Source organism: Bradyrhizobium sp. B025 (assembly GCF_042257955.1).
Lineage (GTDB): Bacteria > Pseudomonadota > Alphaproteobacteria > Rhizobiales > Xanthobacteraceae > Bradyrhizobium > Bradyrhizobium diazoefficiens.
On record NZ_CP170150.1, the window covers coordinates 4,045,200 to 4,059,287 of the forward strand.

General features: G+C 66.4%; 12 protein-coding genes. 3 read left to right on the forward strand and 9 right to left on the reverse strand.

Going from position 1 to position 14,088, the window contains the following annotated elements; all coding sequences use genetic code 11:
- Positions 1-138: 138 nt before the first annotated feature.
- The gene (locus ACE10W_RS18655) at positions 139-759 is read right to left on the reverse strand and encodes a BA14K family protein (RefSeq protein WP_028171220.1); all 621 of its coding nucleotides are present in this window, start codon (positions 757-759) and stop codon (positions 139-141) included.
- 244 nt (positions 760-1,003) lie between these two features.
- On the opposite strand from ACE10W_RS18655, the gene ACE10W_RS18660 reads away from it, so the two are divergent.
- Positions 1,004-1,411: an NADH:ubiquinone oxidoreductase subunit NDUFA12 gene (locus ACE10W_RS18660; RefSeq protein ID WP_011087052.1), complete on the forward strand. Its 408-nt coding sequence runs from the start codon at positions 1,004-1,006 to the stop codon at positions 1,409-1,411.
- A gap of 377 nt (positions 1,412-1,788) precedes the next feature.
- Here the strand turns inward: ACE10W_RS18660 and ACE10W_RS18665 are convergent, their stop codons facing one another.
- Positions 1,789-2,475: a DJ-1/PfpI family protein gene (locus ACE10W_RS18665; protein WP_011087053.1), complete on the reverse strand. Its 687-nt coding sequence runs from the start codon at positions 2,473-2,475 to the stop codon at positions 1,789-1,791.
- Positions 2,476-2,569: 94 nt separating this feature from the next.
- Between ACE10W_RS18665 and ACE10W_RS18670 the strand changes: the two genes are divergently transcribed.
- A complete protein-coding gene (locus tag ACE10W_RS18670) occupies positions 2,570-3,508 on the forward strand; it encodes a GlxA family transcriptional regulator (RefSeq protein ID WP_011087054.1) in 939 nt (312 codons plus the stop codon).
- A 97-nt stretch (positions 3,509-3,605) separates the two neighbouring features.
- Here ACE10W_RS18670 and ACE10W_RS18675 read toward each other — a convergent pair whose 3' ends face one another.
- The 3 genes from ACE10W_RS18675 to ACE10W_RS18685 form a co-directional block, all read right to left on the reverse strand.
- Positions 3,606-6,743: an acetoacetate--CoA ligase gene (locus tag ACE10W_RS18675; protein ID WP_375762665.1), complete on the reverse strand. Its 3,138-nt coding sequence runs from the start codon at positions 6,741-6,743 to the stop codon at positions 3,606-3,608.
- A 270-nt stretch (positions 6,744-7,013) separates the two neighbouring features.
- Positions 7,014-8,021: a Na+-dependent transporter gene (locus ACE10W_RS18680; protein ID WP_028171222.1), complete on the reverse strand. Its 1,008-nt coding sequence runs from the start codon at positions 8,019-8,021 to the stop codon at positions 7,014-7,016.
- A gap of 14 nt (positions 8,022-8,035) precedes the next feature.
- Positions 8,036-8,983, reverse strand: coding sequence for an alpha/beta hydrolase (locus tag ACE10W_RS18685; RefSeq protein WP_271557280.1), 948 nt, complete (start codon positions 8,981-8,983; stop codon positions 8,036-8,038).
- Between the two features lie 210 nt (positions 8,984-9,193).
- On the opposite strand from ACE10W_RS18685, the gene ACE10W_RS18690 reads away from it, so the two are divergent.
- The gene (locus tag ACE10W_RS18690; RefSeq protein WP_375762666.1) at positions 9,194-10,234 is read left to right on the forward strand and encodes a DUF2155 domain-containing protein; all 1,041 of its coding nucleotides are present in this window, start codon (positions 9,194-9,196) and stop codon (positions 10,232-10,234) included.
- Between the two features lie 12 nt (positions 10,235-10,246).
- Here the strand turns inward: ACE10W_RS18690 and aat are convergent, their stop codons facing one another.
- Genes aat through ACE10W_RS18710 form a run of 4 tightly spaced genes read right to left on the reverse strand, consistent with a single transcriptional unit; the run spans position 10,247 to position 14,041 of the window.
- Positions 10,247-10,927 carry a leucyl/phenylalanyl-tRNA--protein transferase gene (gene aat, locus ACE10W_RS18695; protein WP_028171225.1) on the reverse strand — a complete coding sequence of 227 codons (681 nt, stop codon included), beginning with the start codon at positions 10,925-10,927 and terminating at the stop codon, positions 10,247-10,249.
- 47 nt (positions 10,928-10,974) lie between these two features.
- Positions 10,975-12,090, reverse strand: a complete 1,116-nt coding sequence (locus ACE10W_RS18700; RefSeq protein WP_271557281.1) for a sensor histidine kinase — start codon at positions 12,088-12,090, stop codon at positions 10,975-10,977.
- Complete coding sequence (locus ACE10W_RS18705) at positions 12,087-12,527, reverse strand: response regulator (protein ID WP_011087061.1); 441 nt, start codon at positions 12,525-12,527, stop codon at positions 12,087-12,089. The genes ACE10W_RS18700 and ACE10W_RS18705 overlap by 4 nt, the downstream gene beginning before the upstream one ends.
- Entirely contained in the window at positions 12,524-14,041 is a 1,518-nt protein-coding gene (locus ACE10W_RS18710; protein ID WP_028171227.1) for a CHASE3 domain-containing protein, read from the reverse strand. Before ACE10W_RS18710 ends, ACE10W_RS18705 begins: the two co-directional genes overlap by 4 nt.
- Positions 14,042-14,088 lie beyond the last annotated feature (47 nt).

Below are 14,088 nucleotides of genomic sequence, written 5' to 3' on the forward strand. Positions count from 1 at the left end.
GTGAATAAAGGTCCGTTTGCGTCGACTTGTACATATCGTCGCGGGAACAGGTGCACGCGCAACTGGTGAAAGCGGAGCACACGCGAAAACGGCGCCGCATCACTGCGACGCCGTTTCTGTCAAGCATTGTAGTTGCGCTTACGGGCAGGGATGACGCAGGCCGTCATAACCGAGATAGGTGCCCGACGCCGGGTCGTAGGAGCGGTAGCGCTGCGCGCAGTAGCCCGCGGAATCGCCGCCGCTGTCGGGAACGACCGCCACCGACGGCTCGTCGTAGTAGCTGTCGTCGCCGTAGTAGTAGGGATCGTTGTAATACCCGCCGCCATAATAGGCGTATGAGCCGAGGCCGCCGATAGCAGCACCTGCCGCGAAACCGGGCCAGAACCCGCCGCGATGATGATGACGCCAGCCGCCGTTCCAATTGCCGCCACCGCCCTGCCAGTTGCTGCCGGCGGCTGCGAAGTTGCGGCCACCGCCACCGCTGAACGACGGAGCAGTGCCGAGGCCGGGACGCGCCACTGCACCAGCCGCAAAATTGCCGCCGCCACCGCCGATCCGTGGACCGGCGCTGAAGCCGCCCCCGCCCATTCGGGCGCCGCCGCCCCCGCCGCCGAAGTGAGCGCCGCCGCCACCGCCGAAGTGAGCACCGCCCCCGCCGCCGAAATGGCCACCGCCACGGCCCTGCGCGAAGCTCGGTGTCGCCATCGGAAGGACCAGCGCCAGGGCTGCCGCCGCGCCTAGAACTCTCAGACTGTTCATGTTCAAACTCCTTTTCCAGGGAGCAAACCCCTTGAAAGGGCGGAGGTTCCTGGATTCACGCGGGTGTGCGCGTGTGAAGGGGAGATTTTCACGCGGTCGCTGTACCCGGCATGAACGGATCGCGTCAGCTTTGCGGCGGCGCTGCCGCGCTCCGACGTTCGCGTGGGGCACGGCCGCAGCCGCCGAACTGGACATTTCCGTGACCGGATGGCATCAGGACCCGACGAAGCAGGGCCCTTGCCGCATGAAACAGTTCTTCCTCAAGTTTTTCACCTGGTGGAGTGGCCAGACGTTTGGCACCCAGCTCTGGACCAAGCGATACGGCGAACTGGTCGGTCAGGACGAGCAGGGCAATCTCTATTATCGCACCCGCGGCGGGGCGATCGACCCGACGCTCGGCTTCGAGCGGCGCTGGGTGATCTATAACGGCTATGCGGAAGCGAGCCGGATCCCGCCGTCCTGGCACGGCTGGATCCATCACGTCGTCGACGTGCCGCCGACGCAGGACAACTACCAGCCGCGCGAGTGGGAAAAGCCGCACCAGCCGAATCTCACGGGCACGGCCAACGCCTACCGCCCCTCGGGCTCGACGCTCGCCGGCGGCAAGCGGCCGAAGGCGACCGGCGACTATCAGCCCTGGACCCCCGGCTAGGCTTCCAGCCTTCGTCGAATCGACATCTTCGGATTGGATGCAGGCGCATCCGGCTGATCCCGCTGTGGACAACGGGAACAGCGGGGATGCCGGCTGCGCGGCCGTTGTGTTCGCGCCGGCGATGCGGCTCAATGGTCCCATCTTACGGAGATGGGAGACCATCGCGTTCGGTTCGGGCAACAGTTCGCGACTGTCCCGAAATGCAGCGGCCGCCGACCAGGACTCGATCGGGAGATAGGCCCCCGGTCTGGAAGTTCCGAAATCGCCCGATGAAATGTGCAGCCGCCGTAAGACAGGAAAGGCCGCTTGGGAAACCGAGCGGCCTTTTTCTGTTGGGATGAGTTGCGCGTCCGGGACACGAGACTGATTGCGTGGAATCAGATGACCCGTTCAGCCGCGCGTTTGACCGCCTCGAGGCGGCGGGCCTGATTTGCGGCGCCGCGCTCTCTCAGCAGGGCCAGCACCTCGGCGGGCGCGGTGTCGGGCGAGCCGGACGTGAACGGCGGGGCGGGGTTGTATTCGATCTGGAGCTGGATCGCTTCCGCCGTGGTGCGGTCGACCAGGATCGACACCAGCGTCAGCGCGAAATCGATCCCGGCGGTGACGCCGCCGCCGGTGACGCGGTTGCGGTCGATGCAGACGCGCGTCTTGGTCGGCGTTGCGCCGAACTGGCCGAGCATTTCCATCGCGCTCCAATGGGTGGCGGCGCGGTAGCCCTTGAGCAGGCCGGCGGCGCCGAGCACCAGCGCCCCCGTGCAGACCGAGGTGACGTACCTGGCGCCTTCGGCCTGCCTGCGCAGGAAATCCAGCACCTCTTCGTCATTGAGCAGATCGTTGGTGCCGCCGCCGCCGGGCACGCAGATCACGTCGAGCTGCGGGCAGTCGGCGAATGTCGTGGTGGGCGTCAATGTCAGCACGGAATCGCTCGGCACCGGCTCGATCCGCTTCCAGATCAGATGCAGCTTGGCGCCGGGAACGGCGGAGAACACCTGCAAGGGGCCGGTGAAGTCGAGCTGGGTGACGCGCGGAAACACCAGAAGTCCGATCTGGAGCGGGGACGACATTGGGAGATCCTCCAATCATGGGCTTGACGCGGGCACACTGGCATGATGCCCTTCTGTCCAAAATGGCATAATTCCCTCAATTTCGGACATAACCATGATCGGCATTCTGATCTTCCCGGATTTCCAGTTGCTCGATGCGGCGGGCCCGATCTCGGTGTTCGAGGTCGCAGCACGCTGCGCCGGCAAGCCGCTTGCGCTGCGGGTGCTGGCGATGAATGCGGGGCCGGTGCGCAGCTCCTCGGGCGTCGAGATGATGGCGCGTGATTTCAAATCGGCGAACGCCATCACGACACTCGTCATCGCGGGCGGTGCGGGTGTGGCGGATGCCGCGCGCTGCGAGGTCACGCGTGCCTTCGTGCAGCGGCTGGCGCGGCGCGGCGTTCGGGTCGCCAGCGTCTGCTCGGGCGCCTATGTACTCGCCGAAGCGGGTCTGCTCGACGGACGCCGCGCCACCACGCATTGGGGCCGCACACGCGATTTCGTCGCGCGCTATCCCAAGGTGAAGTTCGAGCCGGACCAGATCTTTACCCGCGACGGCAATGTGTGGACGTCGGCAGGCATCACGGCGGGCATCGACCTCGCGCTGGCGATGGTCACGGAGGACCATGGCGAGGAGATCGCGCAGGCGGCCGCGCGCCAGCTCGTGCTCTATCATCGCCGCAGCGGCGGCCAGTCGCAATTCTCATCGCTGCTGGAGTTGAAGGCGCCGAACGGCCGGTTCGGTGCGCTGTTGTCCTGGGCCCGCGAAAATCTCGACGCGCCGCTCACGGTGGAAGAGCTCGCCGATCGCGCCGGCATGAGTGCGCGGCACTTTGCCCGCGCCTTTGCCGCCGAGACCGGCACGACGCCGTCGAAGGCGATCGAGCGGCTGCGGATCGAGGTCGCGCGCGAGCGCGTGCAATCCTCGCGCGAGGCGATCGAGCTCGTTGCGGAGGCGACCGGATTCCGCGACCCCGAACGGATGCGGCGCGCCTTCATCCGCGCGTTCGGCCAGCCGCCCCAGGCGTTGCGGCGCGCGGCGCGGGCGGGGTAGGTGGTGTGCTCGTAAATGTGCCGCGCGCGTGCGTGATAGCGAGGTCCGCGTTGCCACGAAAGCGGACGTCGACAATGCGCAAAGCGAATGTCCGCCTTCAGATGGGCAGGAGTACGATTTCCGAATACAGCCTGTCGAGCTCGCCGTCGGCGATCAACGGGGAACGGAAGCACGTGATCATCGGGAGCATCATGCCTCGTGGTGGGACCGGAAAGATTCGCGCCTCCGCGACGAGCGCCACCGTTCGCTGCCGGCGCAAGATCGCCAGCTTGACGCGCTCGAGATGCCGCAACAACAGAACCGGCGCACTACAATGCAGAATGTCCGAATAGGGGATTTTGAGCGGCAGAAACCGTGCCAGTCGTCCCAATCGACTTGCTGCAAGACGCTGATCGCGGCGCTTCACCACGAGATAGGCGTAATCAGGCCCGTCGACGACGATGAGCTGCAGGCAATCATACGCCGCGTGATCGTCGAAGATTTGCCTTTGGTGGCTGGTCAGTCTCTCGCGGACCACGGCCGGATCGAAGCTGATCATCGGCCGGGTCGAGCCGAACAAGGTCGCGGCCTGTAGCAATGGCGGTATGGCGATGCGCTGCGAGTCCAGCGGTTTGAAACGCTGTGCGATGAGGGCGGCCCAAGACGACGGCTGTGGAGTGAAGCACGTGTATGTGGCGTTCGCGTCATCCAGCATTGATGCGAGCAGCGCCATGCCCCAGCCGCGGTACTGCGCGCGTACAACCCAAGAGGACAGATTGCAGACGAGGACTGCCTCCTCGTTCACCTGCCGCCGGGCAGCAACTGCCCCGATGAATCCAACCAAGGCGTTGCCGTCGAAAAGCATGAAGCCGCGGGTGTGATCCGACCAGCCATGATCGAACAGACGGCGCCATCTCGTGGCATCGATGCCCGCCCCGCGAAACGATTCCTCAAGAAAGCGGCAGACCGGCTCCACGTCCTCCGGACCGAGGGCACGGACGTGCAGGCCCGACCGGCCAAGCTGCTGGGCCGTCATTGCCTCCGCGCCGGAGAGGACCGCGATCAGGCCTTCGATCGACGGCGCCCGCAGAAAGGCCGAAAGTGGCACCGGATGCCCTGCATAGCTCTCGATCTCCAGGAGCAGGCTGACTATGGCCAGCGAGTCCGCGCCGAGGTCCAGAAGATTATCGGACCAGCCGATGGGAGCCAGGTCCAGCACGCGCTGGCAGATCGCCTGCAGGTCTTTCCGCAGCTGCTCAACGTCTGGGAGCACTCCACAGACGGGGGGCGGCTCCCGAGACACACTGGCGGTCGGAGGCGCTCGCAGAACCGGATGGTTGGCAATGGCCTCAAGGCATTCGGCATTCTGCAGGGCGTCGCGATTCCGTACAGGGCGGCCGTTCACCGCATCCCGCGCTGCGATTTCGGACCGCTTGCCGTTAAAGGTGACAGGAAGCGCGTCGACCTGTGCGATACGCGCCGGCACGAAGGCCGGCGAGCCGCAGCGTGCAAGCTCGGAGCGGATGTGCTTGGCGAGAGCGCTGTCGAGCACCACGCCTTCGCGCAACACGAGCAACAAAACCATGCGTGTGCCGCCTGGCTCGTCTTCCGCTTGCTGCTCGACCGCCATCGCCTCGACGATCCCGCCGACGTCATCGAGGATGCGGTAGATCTCCGCGGTCCCTATGCGGATGCCGCGCACGTTGAGGACGCCGTCTGAACGACCATGCAAGCGCCAGCCCCCATGAGGCGTGGCCTCGATCAGATCGCCATGGGTCCAATAGCCGGGGTTCTGAGCAAAGTAGGCGGCGTGGAAGCGGGTGCCGTCGGCATCGCCGTGAAAGCCGAGGGGCCGCGAGGGGAAAGGGTTGGCGCAGACCAATTCGCCTATCTCCGCCTGCGGATCGTCAGGCGGCGGCAGCGAGCGGACATCGAGGCCGAGGCTGCGGCACTGTGCCTCGCCGCGATGGACCGGCAGATTCGGATTGCCAAGGACGAAGCAGCCGATGATGTCCGTGCCGCCTGAGATCGACTGCAGCGGCATCGACGGCTTCACTTTGCTGCTGACCCAGTCGTACTGGCGGGGATAGAGGATCGAGCCGGTCGAGAGCATGGTGCGCAGGGCAGAAAGGTCGAGCACCCGCCCTGGGGAGAAACCCTTCTCCTCGCAGAAGTGCAGATAGGCGGGATTGGTGCCGAACACGGTCACACGTTCCTCGGCAACAATCCGCCAGAACGTGTCCGCCGCTGCGAGCGGCCCGTCGTAGAGGACAATCTCGACGCCGGACGCCAGCGCCGAGAGCTGCCAGTTCCACATCATCCAACCGCAGGAGGTTTGGAAGAACAGCCTGTCGCCGTGGCTGAGATCACAGTGCAACCGGTGCTCCTTCAGATGCTCCAGTAAGGTGCCCCCGGCGCCGTGCTGAATGCATTTTGGCGGGCCCGTGGTGCCCGAAGAGAACATCGTGAACAGCAGATGGTTGAACGGGTGACGAGGCCAGCCTGGCCCAATCTCGCCACCATCATCATCACCGAGCAGATCGGCAAGCCTGTGCAGAGGTGCCGTCCCCTCATCGACGTCCAGCGAGCCATCGTCCAGCGCAATGATCGCCGCGAGGCTCGGCAGGCCGGCCGCCGTTTCGAGGACGCGCTCGGCGACCGGAATTCCCGCATCCCATCGCTCCGCTCGAAGGCAGCCGAAGAGCACCACGGCCTCGAGAGGGGCGAACCGCGCCAGGATAGCGGGTACGCCCATCTCCGGCGCGCAGCTGGCAAAAGTCCCGCCAATCGCGGCGGTCGCCAGACAGGCAATGACCGCCTCGGCATTGTTGCGTGCGATTGCCACGACGTGGTCGCCGCGGCGCACACCGAGCCGCTGCAACGACTTTGCCAATCGATCAACCGCGACGCGCAACGCGCCACGCGTGAACCGGTCGCGGCTGCCGTCAGCGTGGCAGGCTGTCAGGACCGGCTGGCCGGGACTGCCGGCGAGGAGGCACTCGCCGTAGTTGAGACGAAGATCCGGGAAGAAGCGCGCGGTCTCGCAGGCATCGCCGACGCAGACGGGCTCGGCTGCACCGTCCCGCGGCACGTCGGACCACTCAAGGAAGAGACGCCAGAAGCTGTGGAAATCCTCCACCGAGAAGCGGTCCATCGCAGCGTGATCGCTCAGCCGCTGCCCCGTTCGGGCCTCACACCATTGGCCGAAAGCAGTGAGCTGAGAATGTGCGATGCCATGAGCATCGGGACGGAACACGACTTCCTCCAAACCCGCCTCTGGGTGGCACGCGACGACCAAGCCGCAGGCAACGTTGGATAGCGTTCGCATCGCTCGGGGAGAATCATCCTCCGGGGTTATGTGGCGGATTGACGCATGTTGGCGGGAGTACCCCGCCTGAGCGCCAGCGAGCGTAAGCCGCCACTCCTTGATGGCCGCTCTGGGGCACAGGGTGTGAAGTTCCGAGAGTGGGACCGCCTGTCCCGTTCACCCTCGAAAGCAGACATCCCCGGATCTATGAGCACACGCCTAGGTCGGGCTATCTGCAGCTGCCCGGCCGGAGGTACCTGCGTGTGCCGTCAGCCGGCGCGCGATCGGCGTCAGCAGGTAGGGCGCAAGATGAATTGGAAACTGCGTGAGCGCGAAGTAGAGCCAGGTTGTGGCCGGCAGTGCGCCCGCGGTCGCGGCCAGCATCAGCCCGAGATTGCGCTGTGACACCATCAGGCCGATCGCGAAGGCGCGCTCATAGCCGACGCGGCGGAAGATCAGCGTCGTGACGGTGAGCAGGGTGAAATAGACCGCGAAGGCGAGCAGCGCGACACCGATCGTGAACAGGGGGGCGGCGAGGAAGTCGGTTGCGACGTCGCCCATCACCGCCGAGGCGAACACCAGCAGGATGACGATGTTGATGCCGTCGATCGGACGCTTGTGGCGCTGGATCGTCTCGGTGCCGAACAAGCGGCGGATGACGGTCGCGGCCAGCAGCGACGCCGCGAGAATTCCGAGCAGCTTCAGGCCGAGCGTGAGCGGCGAGATGCTGAGCATGCCGCCGAGGAAGAGGCTCGCGAACAACGAGGCCGTGAAAGGCACCAGCGCGGTGGCGGTCACCAGCGCGACCAGGGGAAGCGTCGCATCGAGACCCATGAGCGCTGCGAGCGCCGGGGCGGCCATCATGGGCGAGGCCATGCCCTGCAGCATCAGCGCGAGGAAGAGGCCGGGCGAGCTTCTGTCGAGCCCGCTTACATGTGCGAGCAGCCCGACGATCAGCGGCACGCCGATCGTGGTCCAGGCCGTGGCGGCCGCGACCAGGGCCGGCCGGCGCAGATGTCCGTAGAGCGCCGCCAGGTCGACCCGCATGAAGGAGATGCAGAGCAGAAGGAAGATCGCTTCGGTGACGTAGGGGCGCAGCAGCGCGCCGAGCGGCGGCACCGCAACCGCGATGAAGGCGATGGCCGCCACGGCGCGCGTGCCCTGGTCGCCGAGCCATGTCAGCCCGCGCAGGGGAATGGCGAAGATCGTTTGAAGATTGGAAGCCATGCGCAACGGCGTCGTCAGCCCAATCCCTTCAACCACGCGCCGATCTCGCTGACCGCGACATTGGCCTCTCGCAACAACTTGCCCATGGTGAAGAAGCCATGGAATTGGCCGGGAAAGTGCTTGTAGGTCACGCTGACGCCGGCCTGCTTCAGGCTCGCGGCATATTCGTCGCCTTCGTCGCGCAGGGGATCGGCGCCGGCGGTCAGCACATAGGCCGGCGGCAGGCCGGCAAGGTTTTCCGCGCGCGCAGGCGAGGCGCGCCAGTCGTGGATGTCGGCGGTGCCGTTGAGGTAATGGTCACGGAACCACCGGATCACCGAATGGGTCAGCAGCACGCTGGTCTCGGGCTCGCTGTGGGAGCCGTGCGTCATGGCGAAATCGACGGCCGGGTAGATGAGGATCTGGCCGGCGATCGCGGGGCCGTTGCCATCGCGCGCAGCGAGCGCGACGACCGCGGCGAGATTGCCGCCGGCGCTGTCGCCGCCGATCGAGAGACGGGAGGCGTCGATGCCGAGCTCGCGCGCATTCGCGGCAACCCATTTGGTCGCGGCGATTGCATCATCGGCCGCGGCGGGAAATTTGTGCTCGGGCGCGAGGCGATAGTCGACCGAGATCACGATCAGCGCGGCTTCGACGGCAAGCTGGCGGCAGACGACGTCATGGGAGTCGAGATCGCCGATCACCCAGCCGCCGCCATGGAAGAACACCAGCGCCGGCGACAGGCCGTCGTGCCGGCGCGGGTCCTTCGGCACGTAGATGCGGGCCGGGATGGTGCCGTGCGGCGCCGGGATCGCCAGCGGAGCAACGCGGGCAAGTTCGGGCGGCTCGGGGTTGGTGGCAAAGCGCGCCTGGGCGTAATAGGCGCGCGCTTCCGCTGCGGTCAGGGTCTCGTAGGCGGGGCGGCCGGCCTCCTGGAAGGCCATGTAGACGGCGGCGGCATCGGGATCGAGCACAACGGGCATGGGGGGAGCGACCTTGGGGCTTCTGTTTATCGTTGGACGGCATGTTCGGGGGGCGGGACCTGCCTCGGCCCCCAGGGAAGGGTCGTCCGACTATCCCATTCGGCCGGTGGTCTGGCCAGCCGGGGCCGGGCAGGGCAGGGATGCCGCCCTTTCCCCGCCGTATTCGGCGTGTTAACCGGATGGCCTGCGAGCGGCGGTATCCCCTGTAGAATGTCCAGCAAGCCCGATTCGCTGTTGAAGCCGCGCGAGAAGATGGTTCGAACCCTTACCCTGACAGGTCTTGCGGCGCTTCTTGCCGCCACTGCGCTCACGGCTGCGACGCCCTCACAGGCGCAGATCGGCACGATCTTCTCCGATCCGCCGCCGCTGCGGCCGCCCGGCAGCATTCCGCGCGGACAGCCGCAGCCGCAGGTGCCCGACGACGACGAGGAGGTCCCCGAGCTGCCGCCGCAGGGCCGCGTGCTGCCATCGCGTCCGTTGGCGCCGCCGCCCGGACGTCAGGGCAATGTCATGCCGGGGCCGGTCGAGACCCAGCCTTTGGCGCCGCCGCCAGGCTCCACCGTCGCTCCGCCGAACCAGCCGCCGCCCGTGGCGGTCGCGCCGCCAGGCGCCCCCCAGCCGGGCGCGCCCGGTCAGCGCCAGCCCCAGCAGAAGGGCGGGCCGGGCGGTGCCGTGCCGCAGACGCCGGCGAGCCTGCAGCCGGGCGACGAGGTCGTGACCGAGCCGCCGGCCCAGAAGATCGTGAACAAGAAGGCGACCTTCTCCGGCCTCGACAAGATCACCGGACGTATCATCAATTTCGACGAGGATATCGGCGAGACCGTCCAGTTCGGCGCGCTGCGCGTCAAGACCGATGCCTGCTACACCAGGCCGGCGACGGAAGCCGCCAACACCGACGCCTTCGTCGAGGTCGACGAGATCACCTTGCAGGGCGAGGTGAAGCGGATCTTCTCGGGCTGGATGTACGCGGCAAGCCCCGGCCTGCACGGCGTCGAGCATCCGATCTACGACATCTGGCTGACCGACTGCAAAGAGCCGCAGCAGACCATTGCGACGGCTGCATCGGATCCCGCGACCAAGCCGGCTGCGCCGCCGCCGCCCGCGCAGAAGAAGGCCGCGCCCAAGCAGGCCGTGCAGCAGCGTCCGCCGCAGCCATTGCCGCCGATCCAGCAGCAGCAACCGGCACCGCCGCCGCCCCCGCCACCGGAGCAGCGGCCAGGCCTGTTCGGTATCCCCGGATTCGGCCGCTAAGCCGGCTATCGACTATTGCCGCGAGGCGATGATCTCGAGCGCGCGAGCGCCGGGGATCGCCTCGCCGGGCGAGAGCTTGAGGAAATCGCCGGGCTCGCCCGCCAGCGCCTTGTCGAGCAGCGCGGTGTAGCGCCGCCGCGGAATCTCGACCGCACCGAAGTTCTTCAGATGCTCTGTGACATATTGCGTGTCGAGCAGCTCGAAACCGCCATGGATGAGCCGCGCGACCAGGTGCACCAGCGCGACCTTCGAGGCATCGCGCGCGGTGTGAAACATGCTCTCGCCGAAGAAGGCGCGTCCCAGGCTCACGCCGTAGAGTCCGCCGACGAGGTCGTCGCCCTGCCAGGCCTCGACGCTGTGGCAATGGCCGAGCTCGAACAGGCCGCCATAGAGGTCGCGGATGCGCTTGTTGATCCAGGTGTCCTCGCGCCCGGCCTGCGGCGCGGCGCAGCCGGCAATCGTGGCCTTGAACGCGGTGTTGACGGTCACGCGAAACCCATCCGAGCGCACGGTGCGCGCGAGCCGCGAGGCCACGCGGAATCCGCCGAGCGGGATGACGCCGCGCAATTCCGGCTCGACCCAGAACAGGGTCGGATCGTCGGCGCTCTCGGCCATCGGAAAGATGCCGCAGGCATAGGCGCGCAGCAGCACGGCCGGCGTAATTTCAGACGAAGCGGAGTCGCGCGAAGTCATGGTGCGACAATAGCAGGATCGCAATGCGGTTGCGATGGGGGCGCGGGTCAGCTCGCGGCGGCGCTGTTGCTCTTGCCGGGCGCGACGGGCACGCGGGGGAACCTCAGCAAGATGCGGGTTCCGCTGTGGGCGGGATCGCGCTCGACCGAGGCGTCGAGCTTGGTGGCCATGGCCGCGACGATGCGCTGGCCCATGCCGGTGGAGCGCGGATCGGCCTTGACGTTGTCGCCGACGCCGTCATCGGCAATCGCCAGCAGCAGATTCTCGTCCTGCAGGGTCAGCTCGACATGGATCGGGCCGGCCCCGTCGGGATAGGCGTATTTCACCGCGTTCATCACTAGCTCGTTGACGATGATGCCGACGGCGACCGCGCGGTCCGGATCGATCTCGATCGGCTCGGCCTTCAGCGTCAGGCGCGACATCCGGTTACCTTCGGCCGAACGGCGCAGGTCCTCGAGCAGCGAGTCCAGGTACTGGTTCAGGACGACGCTCTTGAGGTCCTGCGAGGTGTAGAGGCGGCGGTGCACCTGCGCGACCGCGGCGACGCGGCCCATCGCGTTGGTCAGCGCGGCCTTGACCTCTTCCTGCCCGGCGGAGCTCGCCTGAAGATGCAGCAGCGAGGCGATGATCTGGAGCGAATTGCCGACGCGGTGATTGACCTCGCGCAGCAGCATCTCGCGCTCGGCGGCGAGCGCGGCATAGCGGTCGCGCGAGGCGTGGATCTCGGCTTCGGCCTCCTCGCGCGCATTCTGCAATTCGGCCTGGCGCAGCGCGCCCTCCGCCGCGACGTGAAGCAGGGGGATGAAGTCGCCCTTGACGTCCTTGACGAGGTAATCGGCCGCGCCCGCCTTCAGCGCGGTGACCGCGATGCTGGAATCCTGCGAGGCGGTGACGAACACCACGGGTGGGGCGCCCGGGATCGCCATGATCTGCTCCAGCGTCTCGAGGCCGTCGAGACCCGGCATGTACTGGTCGAGCGCAACGACGTCGATGCCGCTTTCGATGCTGTCCTGGGCGCCGGCGCGGCGGATGTGCTCGAGGCCTTCCTCGCCGCTCGCGGCATGAACGACCCTGTAGCCGCGCCGCGTCAGGCCGCGGTCGACCAGGCGCGCGAGCGCGTCGTCGTCGTCGATATACAGCAGTGTCGGCGTTCTCTGGTTCATGTGGCGGCGGGCGGGACCTGGATGACCGAGAAGAACAGCCCGAGTTGCCGGATGGCGTTGGCGAAATTCTCGTAGTTGACGGGTTTGGTGATGTAGACGTTGCAGCCGAGCTCGTAGCAGCGCTTGATCTCCTGGGAGTCGTCTGTGGTCGTGAGGACGACTACGGGCGATGCCTTGAGATGACTGTTTTCCTTGATCTGCTTCAAAATGTCGATCCCGCTCATGTCGGGCAGGTTGAGGTCGAGCAGGATCAGGAGGGCATTTCCCTTCTGGGAAAGCCCGCTGCCGTCGGCGCCGAACAGGTGTCTCATCGCGTCGGTGCCGTTGCCGAACGGGATGATCTCGTTGTTGACGCCGGAGCGACGGATGTTGCGCTCGATCAGCCGGGCGTGCCCCTCGTCGTCCTCGATCATGATGATGGTAACAGGCTGCGTCATCGATCTACGTTCCGGTTGCTGGCGTTCCAGGCGACGGGCAGCGTGATCGTGAATGTGCTGCCCGCGTTCAGTTCCGACGATACCGACATGGTGCCGCCGAGACGGCGCACAAGTGCACGCACATGTGCAAGACCTATGCCCTGTCCGGGCTTGTCCTGGGTTCCCGCGCGCCGGAACAGGTCGAAAATCCGCTGATGATCTTTTGGATCGATGCCGCGGCCGTTGTCGCTGATCTCGAAGATAGCGTAGCCGAGCTTGGTGCGCCCGCGAATTCTGATCTCTCCGGGCTCCCCGCTCTTGAGATATTTGATCGCGTTGTCGATCAGATTGGAGAATATCTGCTCCAGCGCAAGGCGGTCGCTGACGATATTCGGCAGGGGCGCGATGTGGATCTCGGCCTGCGCTTCCACCGCCTGATGCGCCAGTGTCGACACGATGGCCTCGACAAACTCGCGGATGTCGATCTTCTCCGGCTGGAATTCGCGCCGGCCCTCGCGGGTGAGGTTGAGGATCGCCGAGATCAGCCGGTCCATCTTGGCGATCGACGATTTGATGAAGCCGAGCGCCTCGGAGAAGTCCGCTGAAAGCTGCTGGTCGGGGCCTTCGAGCGCGATCTCGCCGGGGGCCAGGGGTGGCCCGTCGGCCGGGACGCGGGTAAGGCTGCCGATGCGGCGGAAAATGTCGCCGCCGAGTTCTTCGAGTTCGCTGGTGAAGCCCATGATGTTGACGAGCGGCGAGCGCAAATCGTGGCTGACGATATAGGCAAAGCGCTGGATTTCGTTGTTGGCTTCGCGCAGGTCTGCCGTACGCTCGTCGACGACGGTCTCCAGGTTGACGTTGGCATCGCGCAGGCGCATTTCGGCCTCGTCACGGGCGCGGGCCGAGCGCCGCACCAGCCAGATCGAGATCAGGGCCAGCACCACGACGAGGCCGGAGCCGATGCCGGTCATCGACGCGGCCAGCGTCTGGCTCTGGTCGGAGTTGGCGGTGCGAATCCGGAACAGTCGTTCCTCTTCGCGGGTCATCGCGTTGGCCAGGTTGCTGATCGTGGTTGTGGTGTTGCCGGCGGCGGCCTCGCGGATCAGCGCCGTGGCCTTGTCGGGTTGACCCTGCTTCACGAAATTCATCTCGCGCGAGAACTGGTCGAGCCGGGTCTCAATCGCCGCGCTCAGCTTCTCGATGCTGTCGCGTTGCGCCGGATTGTCGCCGATCTGCCGCGTGAGCTTGTCGAGCGCCGGAATGATCGCTGCGACGGCCTTCTCGTGATCCGACTGGAAATCCGGTCCCTGCGTCAGGAGAAAGCCGCGGGCGCTGCTCTCGGCGCGTCGGACTTCGAGCAGCAGGGTGTTGATCTGGTTCTCCACCTCGATGGTGTGGACGACCGATTTGCTGTCTTCCCGCGCCTTGTTGACGAGATAGACGGAGCCGGCGCTGATCACGGTCAGCACCAGAAGGCCCGCAGCGAACAGCAGGATCTGCCAAAATGCGCGCCGCCGCTGCGCCTCAGCGGTCACGACGGTCTCGCCCTGTTACGCCGGTGGAGTTCAAAACGCCCCCTTGG